Annotated in this window: 23 protein-coding genes; 17 read left to right on the forward strand and 6 right to left on the reverse strand. The window is 38.4% G+C overall.

Going from position 1 to position 24,072, the window contains the following annotated elements:
• Positions 1-44 precede the first annotated feature (44 nt).
• From FC84_RS06140 to yjbM, 3 genes are read right to left on the reverse strand one after another with little or no spacing between them, the layout of a single operon-like run.
• Positions 45-950, reverse strand: a complete 906-nt coding sequence (locus FC84_RS06140; protein WP_057756881.1) for an RluA family pseudouridine synthase — start codon at positions 948-950, stop codon at positions 45-47.
• Positions 940-1,767, reverse strand: a complete 828-nt coding sequence (locus FC84_RS06145) for an NAD kinase (protein WP_057756883.1) — start codon at positions 1,765-1,767, stop codon at positions 940-942. Before FC84_RS06145 ends, FC84_RS06140 begins: the two co-directional genes overlap by 11 nt.
• A complete protein-coding gene (gene yjbM / locus FC84_RS06150; protein WP_057756884.1) occupies positions 1,767-2,483 on the reverse strand; it encodes a GTP diphosphokinase in 717 nt (238 codons plus the stop codon). The genes FC84_RS06145 and yjbM overlap by 1 nt, the downstream gene beginning before the upstream one ends.
• 173 nt (positions 2,484-2,656) lie before the next feature.
• Between yjbM and FC84_RS06155 the strand changes: the two genes are divergently transcribed.
• The 9 genes from FC84_RS06155 (at position 2,657) to FC84_RS06195 (ending at position 12,552) form a co-directional block, all read left to right on the forward strand.
• Complete coding sequence (locus FC84_RS06155) at positions 2,657-3,232, forward strand: CYTH domain-containing protein (protein WP_057756886.1); 576 nt, start codon at positions 2,657-2,659, stop codon at positions 3,230-3,232.
• A gap of 174 nt (positions 3,233-3,406) precedes the next feature.
• Entirely contained in the window at positions 3,407-4,054 is a 648-nt protein-coding gene (locus FC84_RS06160; protein WP_057756888.1) for a DsbA family protein, read from the forward strand.
• A 304-nt stretch (positions 4,055-4,358) separates the two neighbouring features.
• Positions 4,359-5,333, forward strand: a complete 975-nt coding sequence (locus FC84_RS06165) for a DUF1002 domain-containing protein (RefSeq protein ID WP_083479563.1) — start codon at positions 4,359-4,361, stop codon at positions 5,331-5,333.
• A gap of 144 nt (positions 5,334-5,477) precedes the next feature.
• Positions 5,478-5,702 (forward strand): hypothetical protein, encoded by a 225-nt coding sequence (locus FC84_RS06170; protein WP_057756889.1) that lies wholly within the window; start codon positions 5,478-5,480, stop codon positions 5,700-5,702.
• A gap of 26 nt (positions 5,703-5,728) precedes the next feature.
• On the forward strand, positions 5,729-6,394 hold the full coding sequence (locus FC84_RS06175) for a Crp/Fnr family transcriptional regulator (protein ID WP_057756891.1): 666 nt from the start codon (positions 5,729-5,731) through the stop codon (positions 6,392-6,394).
• Positions 6,395-6,683: 289 nt separating this feature from the next.
• Entirely contained in the window at positions 6,684-8,411 is a 1,728-nt protein-coding gene (locus FC84_RS06180; RefSeq protein WP_057756893.1) for an ABC transporter ATP-binding protein, read from the forward strand.
• Positions 8,411-10,267 carry an ABC transporter ATP-binding protein gene (locus FC84_RS06185; RefSeq protein ID WP_057756894.1) on the forward strand — a complete coding sequence of 619 codons (1,857 nt, stop codon included), beginning with the start codon at positions 8,411-8,413 and terminating at the stop codon, positions 10,265-10,267. The genes FC84_RS06180 and FC84_RS06185 overlap by 1 nt, the downstream gene beginning before the upstream one ends.
• 257 nt (positions 10,268-10,524) lie before the next feature.
• Positions 10,525-11,463: a 2-dehydropantoate 2-reductase gene (locus FC84_RS06190; RefSeq protein ID WP_057756896.1), complete on the forward strand. Its 939-nt coding sequence runs from the start codon at positions 10,525-10,527 to the stop codon at positions 11,461-11,463.
• A 12-nt stretch (positions 11,464-11,475) separates the two neighbouring features.
• A complete protein-coding gene (locus FC84_RS06195) occupies positions 11,476-12,552 on the forward strand; it encodes a PTS sugar transporter subunit IIC (protein ID WP_057756898.1) in 1,077 nt (358 codons plus the stop codon).
• Positions 12,553-12,662: 110 nt separating this feature from the next.
• On the opposite strand, the gene FC84_RS06200 is transcribed toward FC84_RS06195, so the two are convergent.
• Positions 12,663-13,373: a ribonuclease H family protein gene (locus FC84_RS06200; RefSeq protein ID WP_057756900.1), complete on the reverse strand. Its 711-nt coding sequence runs from the start codon at positions 13,371-13,373 to the stop codon at positions 12,663-12,665.
• 113 nt (positions 13,374-13,486) lie between these two features.
• Here FC84_RS06200 and FC84_RS06205 point away from each other — a divergent pair, with 113 nt between their 5' ends.
• The 4 genes from FC84_RS06205 to cls all read left to right on the forward strand — a co-directional run bounded on the left by FC84_RS06205 (position 13,487) and on the right by cls (position 17,339).
• Entirely contained in the window at positions 13,487-14,401 is a 915-nt protein-coding gene (locus tag FC84_RS06205) for an alpha/beta hydrolase (RefSeq protein ID WP_225733066.1), read from the forward strand.
• Between the two features lie 135 nt (positions 14,402-14,536).
• On the forward strand, positions 14,537-15,040 hold the full coding sequence (locus FC84_RS06210) for a GNAT family N-acetyltransferase (RefSeq protein WP_057756902.1): 504 nt from the start codon (positions 14,537-14,539) through the stop codon (positions 15,038-15,040).
• 71 nt (positions 15,041-15,111) lie between these two features.
• Positions 15,112-15,810 (forward strand): zinc metallopeptidase, encoded by a 699-nt coding sequence (locus FC84_RS06215; RefSeq protein WP_057756903.1) that lies wholly within the window; start codon positions 15,112-15,114, stop codon positions 15,808-15,810.
• Between the two features lie 59 nt (positions 15,811-15,869).
• Complete coding sequence (gene cls / locus FC84_RS06220; protein WP_057756905.1) at positions 15,870-17,339, forward strand: cardiolipin synthase; 1,470 nt, start codon at positions 15,870-15,872, stop codon at positions 17,337-17,339.
• Between the two features lie 51 nt (positions 17,340-17,390).
• Here cls and FC84_RS06225 read toward each other — a convergent pair whose 3' ends face one another.
• Complete coding sequence (locus tag FC84_RS06225) at positions 17,391-17,855, reverse strand: hypothetical protein (RefSeq protein ID WP_057756907.1); 465 nt, start codon at positions 17,853-17,855, stop codon at positions 17,391-17,393.
• Positions 17,856-18,282: 427 nt separating this feature from the next.
• Between FC84_RS06225 and FC84_RS06230 the strand changes: the two genes are divergently transcribed.
• From FC84_RS06230 to FC84_RS06240, 3 genes are all read left to right on the forward strand, one after another.
• Positions 18,283-20,124, forward strand: coding sequence for a heavy metal translocating P-type ATPase (locus FC84_RS06230; RefSeq protein WP_057756908.1), 1,842 nt, complete (start codon positions 18,283-18,285; stop codon positions 20,122-20,124).
• Between the two features lie 133 nt (positions 20,125-20,257).
• A complete protein-coding gene (locus FC84_RS06235; RefSeq protein ID WP_057756910.1) occupies positions 20,258-20,758 on the forward strand; it encodes a methylated-DNA--[protein]-cysteine S-methyltransferase in 501 nt (166 codons plus the stop codon).
• 21 nt (positions 20,759-20,779) lie between these two features.
• On the forward strand, positions 20,780-21,430 hold the full coding sequence (locus FC84_RS06240; RefSeq protein WP_057756912.1) for a DNA-3-methyladenine glycosylase: 651 nt from the start codon (positions 20,780-20,782) through the stop codon (positions 21,428-21,430).
• Positions 21,431-21,438: 8 nt separating this feature from the next.
• On the opposite strand, the gene FC84_RS06245 is transcribed toward FC84_RS06240, so the two are convergent.
• Positions 21,439-22,305 carry a hypothetical protein gene (locus tag FC84_RS06245; protein WP_057756914.1) on the reverse strand — a complete coding sequence of 289 codons (867 nt, stop codon included), beginning with the start codon at positions 22,303-22,305 and terminating at the stop codon, positions 21,439-21,441.
• Between the two features lie 215 nt (positions 22,306-22,520).
• Between FC84_RS06245 and FC84_RS06250 the strand changes: the two genes are divergently transcribed.
• Entirely contained in the window at positions 22,521-23,954 is a 1,434-nt protein-coding gene (locus FC84_RS06250; protein WP_057756916.1) for a C69 family dipeptidase, read from the forward strand.
• Positions 23,955-24,072: the final 118 nt, after the last annotated feature.

The raw sequence follows: 24,072 nt of genomic DNA on the forward strand, positions 1-24,072 counted from the left end.
TTACCCATATCACTTGCTGACTTATTCTAAGAAAAGCTTAATAGCTAAGCTAGTTCTTGTTGAATCGCCACAAAATCAGCTGGAAGTGGCGCCGTTAATTTAATTGTTTGGCGTGTCAACGGTTGAATCAACTCAACTTGCGCACAATGGAGCGCTTGTCTTTGAGCGACTTCACTAATTGGACCATTGTATAGCGCATCGCCAAATAACGGATGCCCTAAAGCCGTTAAATGAACCCGGATTTGGTGTGTTCTACCCGTTAATAATCGTAAACGAACCAAAGCTCCGGTTTGATATTGTTGAACAACTTGGTATCTTGTTTGTGACGATTTACCATCAGGCGCAACCATGCGAGCCATGCCATGTTTTTCCCGCCGGCGAATAGGAAGATCAATCAACCCTGACGTTGGTTGGAATTGTCCTGATGCTAAAGCCAAATAATATTTCTTTAACTGGTGCTGTGCATTCTCTTCATCAAGTAAAGCGTGCGCAAAGGAATTTTTAGCAAAAATAACCAAGCCTGAGGTATCCATATCCAATCGCGTCACAATATGAATGGCTAAACTCTCAGCCTGATGTAATTCCAGATAACCTTTAACCCGATTTGCTAATGTATCTACCGGATGACTGTGTGATGGAATAGAAGGTAAATGTGGCGGTTTATTGACGACTAATAATGATTCATCTTCATAAACTACTTCAATGGGAAGATAACTCGTGCTAATCGTGTCAGCCGCTTTCTCTGGAGCTAGAATGACACGGATAATATCACCATCACGTAACGGATAATCTGTATACCGTTGCCGGTGTCCCACAAATACTTGTCCACCAGCAAACTTTAAGCGCGCAATCTGGGTCTTAGATAACCCTTTATACTTCAAAAAGGTTTGCAAAATCATTTGTGGTACTTCGGGAAAATCTGATGCCAAATACTGCCACTTAATGATCATGTTGTGATTCATCCTGTTGTCGTAAATTACCAATAAAGGAATCTTCAACTCGTGACCAGAAATGCATATGACGATATTTAGCAAAGCGAATGCGTTCTCGGGCAATTTGGTAACGAATTTCTGTAATTGCGCGGTTATGACTACTTAACTGGTCAATTGTTAGTGTATAATCAGCTGCATTCTGGGTTTTAACTGTGATCCACTCGTCAGGTGCCAAAACAATTGGTGAAGATAACGTCCGGAAAACACGGTTGTTAATTGAAGCAATCTCCGTCATTTGAATAGCTTCAAGACGCGGATGTAAAACAGCACCGCCCAGTGATTTACTGTAACCTGTGGAGCCAGTTGGTGTGGCGACACAAATACCATCGCCTCGAAAGCTCTCAAAAAAAGCGTCACGAATATAAATATCCGTTTTAATCGTTAAGGCATTTCGCCGCAATGTCGATTCATTCAGTGATAAAAAGTGACTGCTATCTGGTTGATTAGCATAGTTAACGTGAACATCTAAAAGTGGATAGCTGACACTTTGACCACTATCCTCATTGATACATTCAACTAATTGATCAACTTCATAATCACGCCAGTCCGTATAAAAACCTAAATGACCTGTATGGACACCAACAAAACGTACTTGATCTAAAATATGCGAATAGCGATGAAAGCTATTAAGTAGCGTGCCATCGCCGCCAACACTAATCACAAGTTCGGGTGACGTTTGCACTAGCTCATGCCCTGATGCCAGTAATTTCTCCGTTAATTCAGCCGTAACGCGGCGAGATTTTGCACCCGGATTACCAATGATTGCGATTTTCATTATTTATCTCCGTCTGTTTTATTATCATCTAAAGACTTAGTTGTTTGATTTTCTGATGATTCTTTAGTCGAATGATCATTTGGCAGTTGTTTGTTTTCAACTTGACTTGCGGCATAAATTCGTTGCGCTTCTTGAACTTCTTCTCTAATCTCAGACATTTCCTGATCCAGCATAAAACTAGCTTCAGCAGTTCGTTTTAAGCGAGCACTAATATCTTCAGGAAATTCGCCTTGATATTTGTAATTCAACGAATGTTCAATCGTTGCCCAGAAGTTCATCGACAATGTTCGAACTTGAATTTCTGCCAAAATCTTCTTTTCATGATCGAGTAATTGAATCGGATACTCCACGACAATATGATAAGAACGATATCCACTCGGTTTACTATTAGAAACATAATCGCGTTCTTCAAGGACCCGCATATCTTCTCTTTGGCGAATTAAGTTAGCCACTTCATAAATATCATCGACAAATTGCACCATGATGCGGACACCAGCAATATCTTGCATATCCGTTTCTAATAATTCTTCACGAATATAACGGCGTTGCATTTTTTCGATAATACTATTGACTGGTTTAACGCGTCCGGTCACAAATTCAATAGGCGAATGTTCACCCATTGTCTGATATTGTTTGCGAACGGCTCTAAATTTAAGTTTTAATTCATCAACTGCCTGATTATAAGGCATTAAAAATTCGGACCAATTTTTTTCCATTTCAATTCCTCATTCTTGACATTCACTACTCATTTTAACACATCAATGATTTAAAAAGAAAAATCACCAACGCCAAACACAGTTGGCTTGTCTATTAGGACGAAAACTAGTCAGATAAAACAGATTCCTTTAAAATTAAAACAAACATGCTAGAATACGGTTGGAGGTTGATTATGGCAACGTTAGAAATCGAATTAAAAAATTTGCTCACGGCAGATCAATTTAGACAAATTAAACAGCAATTTGAGTTTGCAAAGGCATTTACGCAAACCAATTATTATTTTGACACACCAGATCAGCAATTATATCAGCAACATTGTGGTTTGCGGATTCGAATTTTTAACGATTATGCGGAACAGACCCTTAAAGTTTCCACAGCACAAGCTACTGCCAATCAACATGAGCTACTGGAAATCACTGATCGCCTCCCTCAAGACCTAGCAACTAATCAACAACTTTTAAAAACTGGTGAAGTGGCAGCTGCTTTGGCCCAAAGACAGATTTCGCTAGCGCAACTTAAAGTTTTTGCCGCAGCAACAACGACGCGCCAGATAGCAACACTTAATGTTGGCAAACTAACGTTGGATCAGACTAATTATCCTAACGGTCATCAAGATTATGAATTAGAATTAGAAACCAACACGCCTAGAGAGGCTCAAGAATTTTTCGTTGAGCTTTTACAGCAACACCAAATATTCCGAGCACCTGTAATCAATAAGGTTGCTCGCGCTGCCCAAAATCAGCTTTAAGCGTTGATTCAAGCTCGAGTAGGAGATTTTGTTAATAGCTAATTTTTACAGACAGATAAATTGAAATGTCCTGCTATTCACGCTAGAATAGCTTTTGTCGATATTTAATTGCATTTATTCATTGGGGTTATTACTTATTTAATTGGTTTTTCATTTTATATTGGAGGAAACATTTTGTTAGAAGTTTTTATGTTCGTTAATCCGATTGGTGGCGTCTGTCTTGAGACAGAACGCAATATCCTTCAAAGTCTTAACAGTCACCAACAAAAAGCACGGATTAATGTCGTGCCATTGGCTAATTTGCAAATTGTCACTGACTATCTTAAACGGTCAAACTTAGATTTACACGATTTACAATTACGTAATCACATTGCTAACATTACTTACCAATCATTATTAGACTACAAAGCGGCATCATTCCAGGGTAAACGTAGAGCACGTGAGTTCTTGCTTAACTTACAACGACATATCAACAAGGATCATGAGAAATATTCTGATGAACTCGTGAGTATTGCCGCAGCTGAAGCAAAACTCGACCTTAAAACATTTACTGAAGATCGGCAAAGTAAGTTAGTTAAAGATCTCTGTGAAGCTGATCGACAATTAGCCAGTGAATTAAATGTCCGCCGTACACCGTCAACAGTGCTTGTTGATTATCGCCATAATGTTGATGGTGATGGCGTTCTGATTGAAGGTCGGGTTGGACGTGACTTATTCGATCAAATCGTTGAAGATCGCCTAGGTTGTTATCAACAAACCATTAATCAAAAACCTTTCCAACAACTTTTAACAAAAAACCACGATCATTTACGATTACTATAATTAAATCCAATCAAAAACAAGTCTCGCTCAAATTAATTTGAGCGAGACTTGTTTTATTTTATATGATTCTTGCCACTTCCTCAAAGTTATTATTGAAACACAATGGGCTTTTACTTGGAGGACAAATGAATTTTTTATTGTGCAAAGGACGGAGAATCACTCGATCTAAAGACCGATTTTTGTTAAGCAGACCTTAAGGAGCAACCTTAGTCTCTACACTATCTTTTAAGCTTTGCTATAATAGCTTTAAGCAATAATACTCAATTGAGTATCATTCATAAATTCAAAATGATGAGGTAAAATCATGCAGTTCAAAAAATTACTCTTAACTTTCACCACAGCCTTAATTGGCGCTGTCAGCTTTGCTGTTAATCAAACACAGACGACTCAAGCTGCAAGTGACGAGTGGTCTGAACCAGTTGTTACATTAGGTACTTCACTAACAGCTAGTCAAAAACAAGGCACCTTAGATACTTTGACAGCTAGCCTTAACGGTGCTGATTACAGTACCATTACCGTAGACGGATCAACACTAGTTAAATATTTAAATCCTTCAGGTGCTACTTTTACAACTAATTCTGGGGTTTGGTCCAGTGCGATGGTTCAAAAAACTAGTGCTGGTTCTGGTATCAACGTCAAGATTCTTAGCTATAACGGTCAAAATAATATCACCACCATTACAGCAAACCAATACAAGAATGCGGCTGTAACAGCGGGCGTTTCCGATGCCAATATTTATGTCACTTCAGCAACACCTATTGACGGTTCTGGTGCCTTAGCTGGTGTCTATGCAGCCTTTGCACAAAACGGCGATTCTTTAAGCCAAAGCCAAGTAACTGCAGCGCAAAACGAAATGTCAACGTTGAGTGATATCACACAGGCCAATAAAGATAAAGACGGTTATTCTGATGCGCAACTTAACAATGCCGTTGCCGAAGCTAAAAAAGAAATGGCTGCTAAAGGCGATAATGTGACTAACAATCAAATTACCACGATTGTTAACAACCAAATTGAAAACAATAATTTAACTAACATTATCACCAATAATCAAAAGACAGCCATTATTAATATGCTGATTAAGATTCGTGATTCAGGCGCATTAAACTCCTCAAGTTTCAAAGACCAAGCGGCTAAAGTTGCCGATAATATTCAAAATAATGCCAAAGATATTTTCAATAAAGTAAATACTGAAGAAAATCGTAATTTCATTCAAAAAATCGGTATCGCTATTGGTAATTTCTTCAAGAGCCTCTTTGAAACTGTTCAAAGTTGGTTCTAATGATCGAGTTTTAAAACTTTCAAAAATTAAGACCATTTCTTTTAAATCAGAATTGTAACTACAATTCTGGTTTTTTAGTGTTTAAACTAATTATTTCTCATTAACCACTTTTTGGACTAGAATTATAGGCAGAGGTGTTTATCCATGGAAAAATTAACCATTATCCTTGAACCAATGACAGAATTAAGTGAGTTTGCTAACTTACAGGACATCATTGAAAATCACGCTGGTGTTGGTGAAGTCGCCGTTATTTTTAAAGAGCAAAAATTAGTGATTCAATTTAACTTACTACAAACTTCTGAAGATGAGCTAAAACAACTGATTAGCAATCATGGTTACCAAATTAAATCAACTAACACTGAGCGTTAAACTAAAACCAATAAGGAGCTCATGAAATGACTGAACATATTTGTGCAGAGATTGTGCCCATCTTTGAACAACTTAATCACGACGAATTAGTCAAAGTTTCTAATTTAGTCGTCCATCATCACTTCCAAAAGGGTGAAGTGATCTTAAGCCCCAACACACCCAGTCAATTGGTTATTATTGCCGAAGGTGCTGCTAAAACTTACCAGCTGTCTGCTAGTGGTAGAGAGCAATTGCTAAGTGTCCTTGATAATGGCGACTTTGAAGGCGAGAAGAATTTATTTGGGGTGGTAAATCAAGAACTATATGTCGAAACACTCAAGAAATCAGCAGTTTGTACGATTGCGACTCAAGAATTCCAACAATTACTCGCTGAATATCCCAGTATTGCCTTAAAATTATTAAAAAGTAACGCCGAAAAAATTGCCGCTTTAGAAAAGCAAAACCAATTATTAAATCATGATTCCGTTGAGCAACGTCTGGCAACTTACTTACTTGATCTCGCTAAAATTAAGAACAGTAACCAATTCGTTTTACCAATGAAACTAAAAGAATTGGCCAGTTTTTTAGGGACTACACCAGAAACTATTTCTCGTAAGCTGCGTCTTTTTAACGAACGCCAATTATTAACTCAAAAACAACATACAATTAATCTGATTGACATTGAGGAATTGGAAGCACTTAAGAGCGCATAATCATTCATTATCCCTATGATGAGTCACCTTACAAAGCGGTTTAATTGACGAGTTTTAACTAATTTTTAACAAGTCTATGACAGGACATTTTGATTTAAAAAGAGTAAGCTAGTAATAAGCGTGTTTTTTGATGATCGTTTTCCCGTGTATATTTTTTCAATTTTAATCGATTTATTCTAAAAATTATGAAGGATCTGGGACGTTTTTGTCCCAGGTCCTTCTTACACACGGAGCAAACTTTCCATAAGCACCATTGGCGTTCCTATTTTTGGGTATTGGAGGTTTTATATTGTTTAAGACATTATTGCGCTCTGTTCGTCAATACCGTAAATTGTCACTACTATCGCCCTTATTCGTTGCAGCGGAAGTAGGTATTGAAATATTTATTCCCTATTTAATGGGAAATATTATCGACAATGGTTTGATGAAAAGCGACCAAAACTATGTCATTCACTATGGACTAATTTTATTAGTCATGTCGATTGTTTCGTTGATTTGTGGTGCCAGTGCCAGCTGGACGGCCGCTCATGCCGGTGCCGGTTTTGCTACCAATTTACGTCACGATTTGTTCTATCACATTCAGGGATTTTCTTTTACGAATATCGATCGTTTCTCCGGTTCTAGTCTAGTAACACGACTAACGACTGATATTACCAACGTTCAAAATGCTTATCAAATGTTAATTCGTCAAGCTGTACGGGCACCCTTAATGTTGATTTTTTCAATCGTTATGGCGTTCAACGTTAATAGTCAATTAGCTTTGATCTTTGCTGTTCTAGTTCCAATTCTAGCGGTGATTTTAGTTACTATTCTTCACTTCGGTCGACCATTATTCCGGGTTGTTTTCCGGCGTTATGATACTTTAAACCGAGTTGTCCGCGAAAACGTCCGCGGAATTCGCGTTGTTAAAACTTATGTCCGGGAAAATAAAGAAGAACAGAAATTCAAAGCTGCTTCTAAAGGCATCGAAACCGTCTTTACAAAGGCTCAACGAATTATGTCGATGAACGGTCCAGCAATGCAGTTAGTTGTTAATACTTCATTGCTACTCCTTTCTTGGTTTGGTGCCAAGATGATTGTTGGTGGCACCTTCCAAACTGGTCAATTAGTTAGTATGTATTCTTACTCAAATCAAATTTTATTTAGTATGAGTTTCTTAGCAATGATTTTCACTCAACTATCACTTTCTCAAGCTAGTGGTGATCGGATTGTGGAAGTCTTACGCGATCAACCAACTATCACTGACCAAGACAATGCTATTTCAACAGTTGCAGATGGCAGTATCGAATTTAAGAATGTTAACTTTAGTTATGCTGACGCTAAGCGGCCCGTACTAAAAGATATCAATCTTAAAATTAAATCCGGTCAAGTTATTGGCATTATTGGTGAGACTGGTTCTGGTAAGAGTACCTTAGTTCAGATGATTCCACGACTTTACGACACAACTCGTGGTCAAGTTATTGTCGGGGGACATAATGTTCGTCACTATGACCTTAAGACCTTGCGTGACAATGTTGCAATGGTTTTACAAACGAGTATTCTTTTCTCCGGAACAATCGCAGAAAACTTACGTTGGGGTAATCAAGACGCCACTGACGAACAAATCATTCGCGCTGCTAAAATTGCTCAAGCTGATGGTTTCATCAATGAATTTGATGACGGTTATAATACACAAATTGAACAAGGCGGTAACAATGTTTCTGGTGGTCAACAACAACGCTTAACCATTGCCCGAGCTTTGTTGAAGAATCCGAAGATTTTAATTCTTGATGATTCTACTTCAGCAGTTGATACCACAACTGAGCAAGAAATCCGTCAAGGTTTACGTGAAGATTTACCAGATACCACGAAGATTATCATTTCTCAACGAATTGTCTCCATTCAAGATGCTGATCAAATCATCGTCATGGATCACGGTCAAATTCAAGATATTGGCACCCACGATGAATTAGTTCAACGCAATCAAATGTACCGTGAAATTTATGAGTTCCAACAAAAGGTAGGTGACGAGAACTAATGGACGCTAAAATGCAAAACTCACCTAAAGTTAAACGCAGTACAACTTTAATCCGGTTGTTGAAATTTGTTGTCGGCACTTACCCGGCCCCTTTTATTATTGGAGTTATCAGTATCATCATTAGTGCCGCCGCTGCTGTTCGTGGATCACTTTTCTTACAGAATTTAATTGATGATTACATTACCCCGATGCTAAAACAAAGCACGCCAGACTTTGCACCATTATTCCGAGCAATCTTAATTATGGCTGGCATCTACTTGATTGGCGTCATTGGCACATTGCTCTACACTCAGATTATGGCAGTGTTGGGCCAACGCCTCCAAAAGAAAATTCGGGACGATATGTTTGTCCATATGCAAAGCTTACCGATCATCTACTTTGATCAAAATGATTATGGCGATATCATGAGTCGCTATACAAACGACGTTGATACTTTAATGCAAATGATTTCGCAAAGTATCCCTCAATTTCTTAACTCTGTATTCATGTTGACTTTTGTTATTATTGGGATGATTGCACTGAGTCCTTTATTGACTTTAGTTACCTTAGTTATTTTCTTGTTAAGTGTCGGTGTTGTTCGTGCTTTAACTACGCGCAGTAGTCATTATTTCAAAGAACAACAGAAACAATTAGGTAAGGTTAATGGCTTTGTTGAAGAAATGCTAAACGGTTTAAAAGTTATCAAAGTCTTTTCTCATGAAGAAGAAGCTAAAGAAGCTTTTGACGTTTATAACCAGGAGTATCAAGAAGACTCAGCTAAGGCGAACGCTTATGCTACGATGTTATTCCCTGTCATGGGTAATATTGGTAATGTATTATATGTTTTAATTGCGATTTTTGGCGGTATCATTGCGATTAATGGTTGGTCAACATTAACCATTGGTGCCATCGCCGCTTTCCTACAATTAAGTCGTTCTTTTAGTCAACCAATTTCACAAATCTCCATGCAATTAAATGCAATTGTCTTAGCACTGGCTGGTGCTGAACGGATTTTCCAATTGGAAGACAGTCCCGTTGAAGTCGATAACGGTCATGTCACTTTAGAGACCGCGACAGATGGTAGCAAAAACAATTGGAATTGGCGCGTACCTCAAGCTGACGGCTCTAGTCAGTTGGTACCGGTCCGTGGTCGGATTGTCTTTGACCACGTTAACTTCGGTTATTTACCGGGCCAAACAATTTTGCACGATATCAATGTCACAGTTGAACCTGGCGAAAAAGTTGCCTTAGTTGGAGCCACTGGCGCTGGTAAAACGACAATTAGCAGTATGTTAAATCGTTTCTACGAGATTAATTCAGGAACGATCACTTATGATGGCATTAATATTCAAGATATCAAAAAAGATGACTTACGTCGTTCCATGGCGATTGTCTTGCAAGCAACGAATTTATTCTCAACAACTGTTCGGGAAAATATTCGTTACGGCCGTTTATCTGCAACAGATGAAGAAGTTGAGCAAGCGGCTAAACTGGCTCATGCTGATGAATTTATTGATGAGTTAAGTAAAGGTTACGATACTAAAATTGATGGTGATGGTTCTGACTTATCTCAAGGTCAACGTCAATTGTTGGCTATTGCCCGCGCTGATGTTGCCGATACACCATTAATGATTTTGGATGAGGCAACTTCTAGCATTGATACTCGAACTGAACGTCTCGTTCAAGCGGGTATGGATAACTTGATGAAAGGCCGGACGACTTTCGTTATTGCCCACCGTTTATCAACTATTGCTAACTCTGATTTAATTCTAGTGATTGATCATGGTCGGATTATCGAACAAGGTAATCATGAACAATTAATCGCTAAACAAGGCGAATATTACCAACTTTACACTGGTAAAAAATCATTGAGTTAATTTAATTTAGAAAAGCTTCACAAGTCTCACAGTCTGAGATTTGTGAAGCTTTTTATGTGCACAAAATATACATTAAAAACATTTTATTGATTAATAAGTGATTCACAAATATCTCGAATACTAATTGATTAATTCGATAAATCCCATAATATCGCCTATTAACTGTGCTCACTACTTATTTTAACCATAGCTATTTTAATCAAATTTAGTTATAATTATTTTAAAAGTTATTCATTTTTAATCAAAGGAGAATTCAAATGAAGATTACAATTTTAGGTGCAGGCGGCATGGGTGGCCGTTTCGGTATGATGTTACATCAAGCTGGTAACGATATTACTTTAGTTGATGGCTGGCAAGCAAACATTGACGCTATTCGTCAAGATGGTTTACAAGCTGACTTTAATGGACAACCAGTAACAGTAAAATTGCCAATTTATTCCCCTGAAGAAATCGACCAGATTGGTGATCACGCTGATTTAATCATCGCTTTTACAAAATCAAATCAATTAGCAACAATGTTTGAAGCTGTTAAGCCCATCATTTCAGAGAACACTTATGTTCTTTGCTTACTTAATGGTATTGGTCACGAAGAAATTTTGAAAAACTTCGTCAACATCGATCATTTAATTTTAGGTATTACGATGTGGACTGCCGGTATGACTGGTCCTGGTCATTTGTCATTATTAGGTGACGGTAATATTGAATTGCAAAACTTTACGCCAGCTGGTAAAGACTTCACACTTCAAGTGATTGATACCTTCGAAAAAGCTGGTTTAAATCCTGCTTACAGCGAAAACGTTAAATACTCAATTTGGCGTAAAGCTTGTGTCAACGGTACCTTAAACGGTCTTTGCTCTTTATTAGAATGTAATATCGGTGAACTTGGTAAGACTGATGTTGCTGAACCAATGTTACGGACAATTATTCATGAATTTGCCCTAGTTGCGGCTCACGAAGGCGTTAACCTTGATGAAGCAGAAGTTTATCAACACATTGCTGCCACTTTTACAGCAGAAATTGCCGCTCATTATCCTTCAATGTACCAAGATCTCGTTAAGAATCATCGCTTAACTGAAATTGATTTTATTAACGGTGCTGTTTGGCAAAAAGGCCAAAACTATAACATTGCCACACCTTACTGTGCTTTAATTACGCAAGAAATTCATGCTAAGGAACAAATTCTCGGCGCAAAATAAAGGAGATTAACCATGAGTCAAGCATCAACCCCATCATTAACCCCCAAAATTTTTATTAACAAAGTTCTTGCCGGCACCGCTACGGGTATCATTGTCGGTTTAATTCCTAACGCAGTTTTAGCAGCAATTTTACAACTTTTCGGTAACAACCCAGTCGCTTTAAGTCTGACTCACGTTGTTGTCGTATTCCAATGTACCACGCCACTTTTAATTGGTGCTTTGATCGCTTTACAATTCGGATTAGCACCGTTAGATATGGCAATTGTTGCCGGTGCCGCTTATGTCGGTTCTGGTGTCACTAAGTTTAGTGCTGAAGCAATTAATCCTGCCACTAAAACTGCCGGTACTTATCTATCAGCTGGTACTGGTGATTTAATCAACACGATGTTGACAGCAGCATTAGCTGTTGCTTTAACCTTATGGATTGGTAACAAGTTTGGCTCAGTTAAAATTGTCCTTTCACCAATCCTTATTGGTGCTGGTAGTGGTTGGATCGGCTTTTTGATTCTGCCTTATGTTGCTAAAATTACCACTTGGATTGGCAATTTAATTAATTCATTTACCAATTTACAACCAATTCTGATGTGTATCTTAATTACTTGCATGTTTGCAACCATTATCATCACACCAATTTCAACAGTGGCCATTGGTATGGCCATTCAATTAAACGGTCTTTCTTCAGGTGCGGCTGCTATGGGTGTTGCTGTGACAACCGTTGTTTTAGTCGTTCATTCATGGAAGACAAATAAATCTGGTATAACAATTGCAGTGGCCTTAGGTGCAATGAAATTAATGATTCCCAATTTATTCCGGCACCCAATTATCCTATTGCCAATCTTAACAACCAGCATTATTTCAGCTATTCCGGTTGCAATTTTCAATGTTTTAGGCACACCGGCTTCAGCTGGTTTCGGTTTGGTAGGGTTAGTGGGACCACTAGCATCAATTAATGCTGGCTTAAATATCGTCATCGCCTTAATTGTCTGGTTCGTTATTCCGATTGCTGCTGCCTTACTCTCTCGTTTTGTTTTCGAAAAGATGCTACACATCTACGATGAAAAGAAAGTATTTGCTTATCTAGGCGAGTAAAGTCTAACTGTTCAATATTTTGTTATTTAAAATGTAAAGGGTCTAAATCTATTTTTGGATTTAGACCTTTTATTGTTAATCGCTATAATTCTTTTAGCTAGAAATTCAAACTACATTTTATCCATGGTTTGATTTAATAATTCGTCAACATAAATATTACCTTCATTGTTTGCATGACCCTTAGCCCATTGCATGGTTAACTGCGTGAAATGCGGTAATAAGGCACTGATTTGCCGCCAAAGTTCTAAATTCAATACCGGCTCGCCATTGGACTTTTTCCAGCCTCGGCGTTGCCAACCGGCCAACCAGTTTTTCATAATAGGATCCAACACGTAATGAGAATCTAATGTCATTAAAATCGGATCATTTTGTAACCCTAATTCTTGCAGCCTTTCTAAAGCTGATCTCAATGCTGTTAGTTCCATTTTATTATTCGTAGCACCGTACTCACCGGCGGTACCGTCATAACGTTGACCTGTTGGGGTCACAATTAAATAAGCCCATGCGGATAAATCGTCGCCCTTAACGTGACCACCACGTACATTACCAGTATTACGATTGCCCCCATCTGTATAAACTCGAATTTGCTGAGCCTGATTGACCACTTCGTTAGTTGCTAAAAGAGCCGATTGACTAACCGGCGGTTTTGAATTCGAACCACTCTTAAAGCCTGCTAACCAATCTTGGGCTTCTTGTTCTGTTAAGAAGCTTTTATAACGGGCACCAGTATAACCATCAACTAATGCTTTAGTGGTCGGCCAATCTCTAAAAATGCCAGTTTTACGACCTTTGGCCACAACATAATACTTCCCTTTAACCATAAAAACTCCTTTGTAAGTTGTAAATATAATACTTTCTTAATATAATACCTTAATGGATAACGATGTTCATTGTATCGTTAAAACCACCTATCTGATAATTTAGGATGATATTATTGAAACATACTACCCATACCAAAAACAAGTTAGCCAGCGGTATGTTGGGTGCTGTTAGTGGCTTTGCAACTGTAAGTACGCTCCTCCACTTTCGCCATCAAGCTAAAACTAAAATTGAACATCAAGAGCTTGCAAAGGCCCAACAACCGAATCATGGCATTAAGTCCTTAACGCCAACCGCTCAACAAATTCCCACTGTTTATGTTCACGGCTTTCGTGGCGGTGACTATACGACCAATAAAATGGTGCTAAGCGCCCAAAAAGCAATTAAGACACGAACCTATCTTAAAGTGCTCGTAGACTGGCGTGGTGAATTAACTTATGAAGGTTGTTGGTCAAACGATCCCAATCCTCTTGTCCAACTCGTTTTTAAAGATAAATGGATGCCAACTCGCCAAATTGTCAATTGGCTCGATATTGTGCTACCCAAACTAAAAGAAAAATACCACTTCAATGAATATAATGCTGTTGGCCATTCTTTAGGTGCGACGGCTTTAGTTCGCGTTGAAATGCGAAACTATCATAAGGCTAACTTCCCTAAACTAAATAAACTAGTTCTGGTTGCTGGTCCTTTTGACGGCGTTGTTGCTTTTGGTGATTGGCCTAATGTTAACCGCCTCTTACCATCAGGTCGACCAGTATTAATGAATCCGCACTACTTGCGGTTATTATTAAATCGTGATCACTTTCCTAGTAATGTTAGTGTCTTAAATATTTATGGCAACATTGATGACAATAGCAATACAGATAAATATATTAGCGTTATTTCAGCTAAATCCATTCGTTATATTCTAGCGCCGATTGTTAAAGCCTTCCATGAAGTTGAGGTGCACGGTCAAGACGCTGAACATTCTAAAATGCATGATGACGATAATGTATTGAGTATTATTAATCGTTTCTTATTTGAACATTAATTAAAAATCCCCGATCAACTGCTAGACTTTGTTCAAGTTTTAGCCCTGATTGTGGATTTTTTATTTCATTAAGCATGGCAAGCAGTGAGAATCCGCTACATATGCTAAACTTGAAACAGAACTTGGAGGCTAACTATGGAAAAATTTGAAAAATATCATCCAATTATGACGCCACATTTTACCTTCGACTGGTTAACCACGGCTAGATTAAATCACAGCACCGATTTAATGCGGCAAGTCACTGAACAACCCGAATTAACCACAGCTCATGCTGCCGAACAAATTAGTCAACTGATGCTAAAAGTCATGCGTAACCAAGAATTAACTTGGGGAATTTTTAAACGTCCTGATAAAAATTTAGTTGGCTTAGCAAGTCTGACTAATTTACAAATTTCAATCAAAACTGCAGACTTACATTTATATTTAACCGCCGATACCACTTCAGCTGAACTAGAAGAAGTTTTAACTCGTTTAGTGACATTTGTATTTGCTGAACTTGAATTTAACGAAGCTGTTCTAGTTTCTAATCAAATGACACAACCCAGCCAGACGCTTTTAAATCAGCTAGGATTCTCGCTACGTGAGCAAGACCACAATTGGGTCATTGATCGGGCTGTTTCTTTAAAAACCAGTCTTTAGTCGGTCGTTAAATGGGCGCGCTTTTTATAATATGGTGACAGTTATTAATTTTAGAAAGTGAGGTTTCATTTATGTACGGTTTCTTTTTTGATCCAACTTTTATCTTAGTAATTGCTGGGTTAGTGATTTCAATGATTGCCTCAGCACACGTTAACTCAACTTTTAGGCGCTACGATGAGGTTCGCAGTACCAGCGGTATCACCGGGGCTCAAGCTGCCCAAGCCATTTTAGATGGCGCTGGGATTACTGACGTGAGCATTCAACAAGTCGCTGGTAATTTAACGGACAATTATAATTCTGGCAACTTAACTCTAAGTCTGTCTGAATCAACTTATAATTCTACTTCGGTGGCAGCAATCGGGGTAGCTGCTCACGAAGTTGGTCACGCCATTCAACATCACACTGGCTACCTACCTTTAAAAATTCGAACCGGAATTTTCCCATTAGTTAATATTGGCTCGAATTTATCCTTCCCGATTATCTTAATCGGGGTGTTATTAAGCTGGAATCAAACTTTAATTAATATTGGGATTTGGGCTTTTGCTTTAGTTTTGATTTTCCAACTGGTGACTTTACCGGTTGAATTCAATGCCTCAGCGCGAGCTTTAAATATTCTCAGAAATGACGGCTTGTTGACAAGTGATGAAGTACCAATGGTTAAAAGTGTGCTAACTGCCGCTGCTTTAACTTACGTTGCTGCAGTTTTATCAACTTTTCTACAGCTGTTACGCCTGGTTTTACTCTTTGGTGGGGGCAACGATCGTGATTGATTGTTCACCAAAAAAGGCATAAAATAAACAATTATCAAAAAATTATGGGGTTTTAATTAATGAGTCTACGAATCGTGTTGCTAATTATTATGGGGCTATTGGTTATTAACACGACTGGTGCAATTATCACTGTTTTTCACCGGCCGCGAAGCATTCCTTCAACGCTGGCATGGCTATTAGTTCTAGTGATGTTGCCTGGGGTAGGCTTTTTACTTTACGCTTTTTTAGGGCGTGGTATTGCCGAAGAAAACCTATTTGCCTTAAGTCATCAGGATCACATTGGCTTGGCTCACTTAAAAAAATTAATTCTGCAAGATATGAAAAAACTAAGTCAATCAAAGCGGGACAGTAATACAACTGATGATGCTCGTGGCTTGATCGATTACTTTGACCGTTCCGAAGATTCTCCAGTAACTCAGCATAATAAGGTTCGAATTTTCACTGATGGCAAAGACAAGTTCAAAAATCTCTTTATGGACATTAAAATTGCCCAACGATTTATTCACGTTGAGTATTATTCGTTCATCAATGACGAAATTGGTAATGAATTTTTAAACCTGCTAGTTCGTAAAGCACAACAAGGCGTTGAAGTTCGGTTAATTTATGATCCATGGGGTTCAGCTGGTGCAAACAAAAAATGGTTTGCGCCTTTAACTGATGCCGGTGGCGAAGTTGTGCCCTTTATTACTTCACGAGATCTAATTCGTAAAACCCGTCTAAATTATCACTTACACCGTAAAGTTGTCATTATTGATGGTAAAGTCGGTTGGACTGGTGGCTTTAATGTCGGTGACCAATACCTCGGCCGTAGTAAAAAGTTTGGCTACTGGCGCGATACTCATATTCGAATCGTGGGTACCAGTGTGCTCGCACTACAAGAACGTTTCTTAATGGATTGGAATGCTTCAATTGAACGTTACGATCAACGAATTACTTTCAAAAATGAGTATTTCCCTAATCCTAGTAAAATTGCCGTTGGCCATACGCCTATTCAAATTGTTTCCGATGGTCCTGATACCGAAGAAGATACGCTTAAAGGCGGCATGATGAAGATGTTGATGACAGCTAAGAAGTCTGTTTGGATTCAGACACCTTACTTAGTGCCTGATGAACCGATGCTAAGTTCACTCATTATTGCTGCCCGCTCTGGTATTGACGTCCGGATTATGATTCCACAGATGCCTGATCATCCCTTTATTTATCGCGCCACCCAATACTATGCTAACTTATTAACTGAAGCAGGTATTAAGATTTATGTTTACGAAAATGGCTTCTTACACGCCAAAACAACAATTTGTGATAACGAATTTTGCTTTGTTGGTTCGATGAATCAAGATTATCGGAGTTACGCTTTGAATTTTGAGTGCAATGCTTATATCTATGATTCCAAAGTCAGTCAGGAACTAACTGACATCTTCGAAAACGACATGAAGAAATCAACATTATTGACAACCGAAATTATCCGCAGTCAGTCTCATTGGTTGCACTTTAAACAATATTTCTCCCGCTTATTATCACCAATACTTTAATAAAAAATAACCTTGATCGTAAAACACGATCAAGGTTATTTTTTAACTTCATTAAACTAACTTTTCAACATCAATTTCGACAGATTCTGGTAATAATTTTTTCAAAGTCTGAACCAAGATTTCTAATTTTTGATTGAAATTCATTTGAATTTGCTGACGGCCATTAATAACAAAGACAGCAACAACTCGATTTTTACCGTTTGGCAATGTTACGGGTAACATTTTAATACCTGTAATGTTGGCATAATCGATCACTCGTGAAAATAAACCATTGGTCACTAAGCGTTTCTCACCGATACCACCAACACCGTCCATGATGTTTAATGTGAAGAACGCAGCTAACATAATGATAAATGACCAGTCATTAATTGGAGCAGTCAACACCCACGATCCGATCAGGACACTAAATATAATTGGTGTAAATTTATAACGCGCACGAATAACGATTTGGGATTGCCAATAAACACCAAATCCTAAGCTAACAAATAAGCCGGCGATCAAAAGATACATTAGCATGTTTGACACCTCCATTACCTTAAAGTTACTAATAGAAACTTTTATTTATTGAAATAAACAATTTAACGCTTCTCCTATTGATCCATATGGTAATTTTACTCTACTTCTATTTAAATAACAGCACCTGCGCTCATTTTAAATGAAATTACAACCTAAGACTGATAAAATAATTCTTGTAGAAATATTTTTATAAGAATATTTCTTGTTTATATTTTGTTAATCATGCTAAATCAAAGGTTAGCTAACTTTCTAAAAAGAAGTCACTAATCAGCAATCCTTATTTAGAATAATTCTAATTTACGAATAACATGCGTTGTGTTACAATGGATTTGTTCAAAAGTTAAAATCATTTAAATACTATTCAGTCACTGGATGACTGTTTAAATAATTCTAACAATAATAGTATTTTAGGTATGGAGGAGTCGTCATGAATCATCAAAAGAAATTTCTTTCCGTGTTATTAATTGGGGCAATTGCCTTAGTTGTTGAATTTGGTTTTCATCAACCAAACATTGCCAGAATTATTGTCACGGTAGTCGGTGCAATTTTGGCCTTATCCATGTTTATTGAAATGGTCAAAACACTTCGTTCCGGAAAATATGGTGTCGATTTATTAGCAATTATGTCAATTACTGCCACATTAGCCGTCGGTGAATATTGGGCCAGTTTAATGATTTTAGTCATGTTAACTGGTGGTGACTCACTTGAAGATTACGCCGCTAATAAGGCCGGTTCAGATTTAAAGAACCTATTAGACAACTCACCACATATTGCTCATATTAAAGTGGGCAACAAACTTGTAGATACTAAGATTGATCAAGTTGAAATCGATCAAATCGCTGTTATCAAGCCTGGCGAAGCTGTTCCTGTTGACGGTATTGTCATCGAAGGTAAGGGTAACTTTGATGAATCAACGATGACTGGTGAATCAACTTTAATTCCTAAAAAGCCTGGTAGTGAATTACTATCTGGGACAATTAACGGTGATACTGCGATTACCATGCGCGTTACCAAAACAGCCGCAGATTCTCAATACCAAACGATTGTTAAATTAGTTCAACAGTCTAAAGATAAGCCAGCTCATTTCGTTCGAATGGCCGATCGTTACGCCGTACCTTTTACGATTATTTCATTAGTGATTGCCGGTTTAGCCTGGATTATTTCTAAAGATCCTCATCGCTTTGCCGAAGTATTAGTAGTAGCCTCACCTTGTCCTTTAATTTTAGCTGCACCTGTTGCTTTAGTTTCTGGTATGAGTCGTTCAAGTCGGAATAGCATTATTATTAAGTCCGGTACTTCAATTGAAAAAATGGCCACTGCCAAAACTGCTTATTTTGACAAAACCGGTACGATCACAGCCGGCCGTTTAAACGTTATCGCTGTTGAACCAGTCGCTGGCGTTTCTAAAGCGCAATTAATTGACTTAGTTGGCAGTGTCGAAATTCAATCTGCTCACATCTTTGCCCGGGCTATTGTTCGCTATGCCAACGACCAACCTGACTTCCAAAATAAAACCGTCACTGATTTTTCTGAAACAACGGGTTCTGGTATTGTCGGTCGCATTGACGGTCAGCTGGTTGCCGCCGGTAAACATGACTTCATTGAAGCTGATGCACCTAAAGTCAAATTAGCAGAAGGTCAATCAATCGTTTATGTTGCCGTTGATGGCAAATACGCTGGTCACTTAATCTTTGCCGATCAATTACGTCCTGAAGCACCACAAACGATTAAAGATTTAAAGAGCAGCGGTGTTCAAACCGTTGCCATGTTAACCGGTGATAAGAAAGCAGCTGCTGAAAAGATTGCGGCTCAAGTTGGCATTGAAAATGTCCACGCCGAATGTCTTCCTCAAACTAAAATTGATTTAATTGTTAAAACACCAGCTAAACAACGACCATTAATCATGGTTGGCGATGGCGTTAACGATGCCCCAGCACTTGCTGCTGCCGATGTCGGAATTGCCATGGGTGCTCATGGTGCCAGTGCTGCCAGTGAATCTGCAGATGCGGTTATTCTAAAAGATGATATTTCTAAAGTTGCAACTGCGGTTAAAATCTCACAAGATACTATGGCGGTTGCTAAACATTCTGTTTTAATTGGGATCTTCATTTGTATCGGTTTAATGTTGATTGCTAGTACCGGTATTATCCCTGCCTTGTTTGGGGCAATGTTACAAGAAGTTGTTGATACAACTTCTATTCTCTGGGCGTTACGTGCACGTAAATCACACGAAAAACTCAAATCAAAACAAAACGAAATTGCTGCTTAATAAAAAGCCAACCGAATTAATATTCGGTTGGCTTTTTATATTGCTATTCATTATTTAGACAAGCTGCGTAACAATTGACCACTGTGGTACACTTAACTGTACGCTATTTTGATTATAGGAGTGTTTTTTCATCATGAACTTTGCATTTGATATCGTTAAGATCCACAAGCATCATTTCCTCATTATTGTAGCTGAAGATGGCTTGCAATTCATTAGTTTAACCAACGACGGTTGGGATGAATACGATCAATTATTCCCTAAATATTTAGATAAATATACTTACACACGTCGTCCAGCCGTTATTAAACCTTATAAAAAATCCCTACAAGACTTCTTTGATGGCAACAATCACTTAAGCGATCTTTCTATTAGCCAAGATTTAGGTGGTACTGAATTACAACAAGCGACTTGGGCTGCCTTACGTCAATTACCCCAAGGCAAAACAACAACTTACTCTGAACTTGCCGCTGAAATTGGCCAACCTAAATCATTTCGTGCCGTTGCCTCTGCCGTTGCTAAAAACCCAGTTGGCGTCGTTATTCCTTGTCATCGCGTTTTACGTAAAGATGGTGGTTTGGGCGATTTCCGTGGCGGTCTTAAATTCAAACGTGAATTATTACATCTTGATAAGTAACCTGTTTTAGGAGTGTAAGATATGGCGCCACTACAAAATTATCATGTGCTCGCCGATGAGTTCTTTACAAATCGTCCAACAGCAGATATTGCTCAGGATTTATTAGGTAAACTATTAATCTATGATAGTCCCGCCGGTCAAGTTGGTGGTTATATCGTTGAAACCGAAGCTTACTTAGGTACTGAAGATCCCGGCGCACATGCCTATCAGGGTAAACACGGACGTGCCAATGATCCTTTATATAGTGAAGCTGGTAGCATTTATATTTATGCGATTCGTGGCTTTTATGCTTTTGATGTTGTGACGCAAGCAAACAACGAACCGCAAGGGGTTTTAATCCGTGGTCTTGAACCGGCGATTGGTGAATCTATCATGCGCCATAATCGTACTCGGCCGGGCTTCGAATTAAGCAATGGTCCAGGCAAATTAATGCAAGCCTTAAATATTCACGATACAAAAATGAACTATCAGCATTTTGCCGATAGTTCAATTAAAATCATCCAGGATTATGCTAAAATACCTCGTCAAGTAGCGCAAAGTCAGCGGATTGGTGTTCGAACAGCTGCAGAATGGACCGATCATTATCGCTACTTTGTCTCAGGCAATCCTTACGTTTCAAAGACTCGCAAACGTGACATTGATTTTGCCACTTATGGTTGGAAAACTAACTAACGTCAAGGCTAATATTTGCCCTTTTCCTTGTGTTTGCCAAATGATGGTAACACAATACATATTAAGACGCCCAATAGTCCTAGCACTGCCACAATTGCGCCTACGCGAACAAAGACCATTAAGATACTTGAGATTAAAGTTAAAATAATACTGGAATAGCTGTTAGCATTTTGAGCGATGGTCACAATTAAGTCACTAAAGCGTAATAGAATTCCTGGGAAAGCTACAAACAACCCTGCCCAAAAAATTCCCCAAAATAAGTAGCGCCAACCTTGAATATGTCCTTGGGAACGATAAACAATAATCGCAGCCAGCAACAGTGATAAAAGGCCACTCACAATTATCACGATATGCGCTACTGATTCCAAAGTCACCATCAAACTAACCATATGATTAGCATACGGCTGGGCTTGGTCAGCAATATACGTCTGGAATTTTGCCTGAACTGTTTCTGAAATAGCTGAAGTTGAAACACCTGAAGCCGCTGCAATTGAACTCGTTTGTGCTCGCACTTTTTGATCGATTTCTGACAAAATTGGCGTTGCATCAATCGGGTTTTCTTTTTTGGCATAAATACTGGCCATCGTGGTGTTCAATACTTGCTCAACGGTTGTTTCTGAAACCATGTCTTTTAAAGTACTGCTAGGAATTCCTGATTGCTCTGCTTGCGCATTAATTGTCTTATTAAACTGGTCAGTAAAATCCTGATAGCTCTTACTATCTTGTAGTTGATGCTGCACAAAAACATCGTCTAAAATCGTATGCTGAACTAGCCACGTTCCCACTAAAAAAGTTAGCGTCAACGCCAGCAAGAACGTTAGAAAGCGACTACGTTTTGGCATTTTATAGGCGTAAAGTTCGGTCCGTGTCTTCATTGGGTAAACCTCTCATCTCGAATTAATTTTAGTATAGCATAGTTAAATCATCCAATTATAGAAATAACGGTTGCAAGATAGCGGCTTAACGGACTTTTAAAGATCTCATCTTTGTCATGTTATTTTAATTAATTTGCCATTATCCTTTTTACAATGTCGTGTTTCTGTGCTATGTTAGTATGGATAATTATAATTATTTAATTGGAGGCTACAAAATGTCTGAACAAAACATCGAGCGCGCTTGTACAACTATTTTAGTTGGTAAGAACGCTAGTATTGATGGTTCAACTATGATCGCACGTAATGACGATACATTTCACGCCGTTGCGCCCCATCGTTTCTATATGCACCCTGCTGTTAAAGGTGAAAAGGGTCGTATCTTAAAATCATACCTTAACGGTTTCCAAATGGAATTACCAGAGAATGGTTACCGTTACCCCGCAGCACCAAATGTTGATTATAAAAACTTAGGTTATTATGACGAAAGTGGTATTAACGAAAAGAACGTTGCCATGAGTTGTACTGAAAGTACTTATGGTAACGAACGTGCTTTAGCATTTGATCCATTGGTTAAAGATGGCTTAGATGAAGACTGCATGCAAACTGCTGTTTTACCATACATCGATTCTGCTAAAGATGGCGTTAAGTATTTAGGCTCATTAATCAAGAAATTCGGTTCACCAGCAGGTAACTCTGTCTTATTCGGTGATAAAGATGATGTTTGGTACATGGAAATCGTAACTGGTCATCACTGGGTTGCTCAACGTATCCCTGACGATGCTTATGCAATCGCTGCTAACCAAGTTTCCATCCAACAAGTTGACTTTGATGACACTGACAACTTTATGTGGTCAGAAGGTATTCAAGAATTCGTTGAAGAACATCATTTAAACGTGGACCAATCTGGCTGGAACTTCCGCCATATCTTTGGTACTTCAAACGAAAAAGACCGTCACTATAACACACCTCGTGTATGGTATGGCCAACATATCTTGAACCCAGAAATTGAACAAGATCCTGAAAGCAGTGAATTACCATTCATCTGCCGGACAAGTCATAAGATTTCTCCAGACGATATCGAACAAATCCTTGGCTCACATTATAACGAAACACCATTCGATCCAATGGGTAAAGGTTCCGATGCTGACAAGTATCGTTACCGTCCAATTGGCTTGAACCGGACACAGAACTCTCACGTTTTACAAATCCGTAACAACGTCCCTGAAGAAATTTCAGCTGTAATGTGGATTACTTTAGGTTACCCTACTTTCACACCATATATTCCTTTCTATGCAAATGCTAATGACACTGATCCTTCATTCAACAACACCTCAATGGAATTCAACTTTGAAGATGCACATTGGATGTATCGTGCCCTTTCTGTCTTAGTTGAATCTAACTACTCACACTTCATTCAAGACGATCTTGATTACTTAATCGAATGCCGTCGCGAATTGCGTGCTCAAGTTGCTGCTATTGATGAAGAAGCTAAGAATTATAGTGGTGAAGAATTAACTAACTTCTTAACTGAAAAGAACCACGAAACAGTTGCTGCTATGCGCGAAAAGACTAAGAAATTCATGGGTAAACTTTACACTAAGGGTGTTACTTTATCTAAATTGACTTTCAACATGGATCGTAACTTATAAGATTTAGTGTTAATTAGTCATTAAGCTAAATAAAACCAGTAGAAAAACTAATTCGTTTTTCTGCTGGTTTTTTTGTGCCATAATAGTGACGTTAAAGTCTTGATGTAAGATTTTTAAA

The organism is Lapidilactobacillus dextrinicus DSM 20335 (assembly GCF_001436095.1).
Classification (GTDB): Bacteria; Bacillota; Bacilli; order Lactobacillales; family Lactobacillaceae; genus Lapidilactobacillus; species Lapidilactobacillus dextrinicus.

Excerpts from the sequence above, each read along its gene's own strand:
- FC84_RS06190 (WP_057756896.1), top strand. The coding sequence starts at position 10,525 with ATGAAGATTACAATTTTAGGTGCAGGCGGCATGGGTGGCCGTTTCGGT.
- FC84_RS06225 (WP_057756907.1), bottom strand. The coding sequence starts at position 17,855 with ATGCTAATGTATCTTTTGATCGCCGGCTTATTTGTTAGCTTAGGATTT.
- FC84_RS06250 (WP_057756916.1), top strand. The coding sequence starts at position 22,521 with ATGTCTGAACAAAACATCGAGCGCGCTTGTACAACTATTTTAGTTGGT.
- FC84_RS06200 (WP_057756900.1), bottom strand. The coding sequence starts at position 13,373 with ATGGTTAAAGGGAAGTATTATGTTGTGGCCAAAGGTCGTAAAACTGGC.
- FC84_RS06145 (WP_057756883.1), bottom strand. The coding sequence starts at position 1,767 with ATGAAAATCGCAATCATTGGTAATCCGGGTGCAAAATCTCGCCGCGTT.
- FC84_RS06235 (WP_057756910.1), top strand. The coding sequence starts at position 20,258 with ATGAACTTTGCATTTGATATCGTTAAGATCCACAAGCATCATTTCCTC.
- FC84_RS06140 (WP_057756881.1), bottom strand. The coding sequence starts at position 950 with ATGATCATTAAGTGGCAGTATTTGGCATCAGATTTTCCCGAAGTACCA.
- yjbM (WP_057756884.1), bottom strand. The coding sequence starts at position 2,483 with ATGGAAAAAAATTGGTCCGAATTTTTAATGCCTTATAATCAGGCAGTT.
- FC84_RS06195 (WP_057756898.1), top strand. The coding sequence starts at position 11,476 with ATGAGTCAAGCATCAACCCCATCATTAACCCCCAAAATTTTTATTAAC.
- FC84_RS06230 (WP_057756908.1), top strand. The coding sequence starts at position 18,283 with ATGAATCATCAAAAGAAATTTCTTTCCGTGTTATTAATTGGGGCAATT.
- FC84_RS06165 (WP_083479563.1), top strand. The coding sequence starts at position 4,359 with ATGCAGTTCAAAAAATTACTCTTAACTTTCACCACAGCCTTAATTGGC.
- cls (WP_057756905.1), top strand. The coding sequence starts at position 15,870 with ATGAGTCTACGAATCGTGTTGCTAATTATTATGGGGCTATTGGTTATT.
- FC84_RS06170 (WP_057756889.1), top strand. The coding sequence starts at position 5,478 with ATGGAAAAATTAACCATTATCCTTGAACCAATGACAGAATTAAGTGAG.
- FC84_RS06185 (WP_057756894.1), top strand. The coding sequence starts at position 8,411 with ATGGACGCTAAAATGCAAAACTCACCTAAAGTTAAACGCAGTACAACT.
- FC84_RS06175 (WP_057756891.1), top strand. The coding sequence starts at position 5,729 with ATGACTGAACATATTTGTGCAGAGATTGTGCCCATCTTTGAACAACTT.
- FC84_RS06155 (WP_057756886.1), top strand. The coding sequence starts at position 2,657 with ATGGCAACGTTAGAAATCGAATTAAAAAATTTGCTCACGGCAGATCAA.
- FC84_RS06215 (WP_057756903.1), top strand. The coding sequence starts at position 15,112 with ATGTACGGTTTCTTTTTTGATCCAACTTTTATCTTAGTAATTGCTGGG.
- FC84_RS06245 (WP_057756914.1), bottom strand. The coding sequence starts at position 22,305 with ATGAAGACACGGACCGAACTTTACGCCTATAAAATGCCAAAACGTAGT.
- FC84_RS06240 (WP_057756912.1), top strand. The coding sequence starts at position 20,780 with ATGGCGCCACTACAAAATTATCATGTGCTCGCCGATGAGTTCTTTACA.
- FC84_RS06210 (WP_057756902.1), top strand. The coding sequence starts at position 14,537 with ATGGAAAAATTTGAAAAATATCATCCAATTATGACGCCACATTTTACC.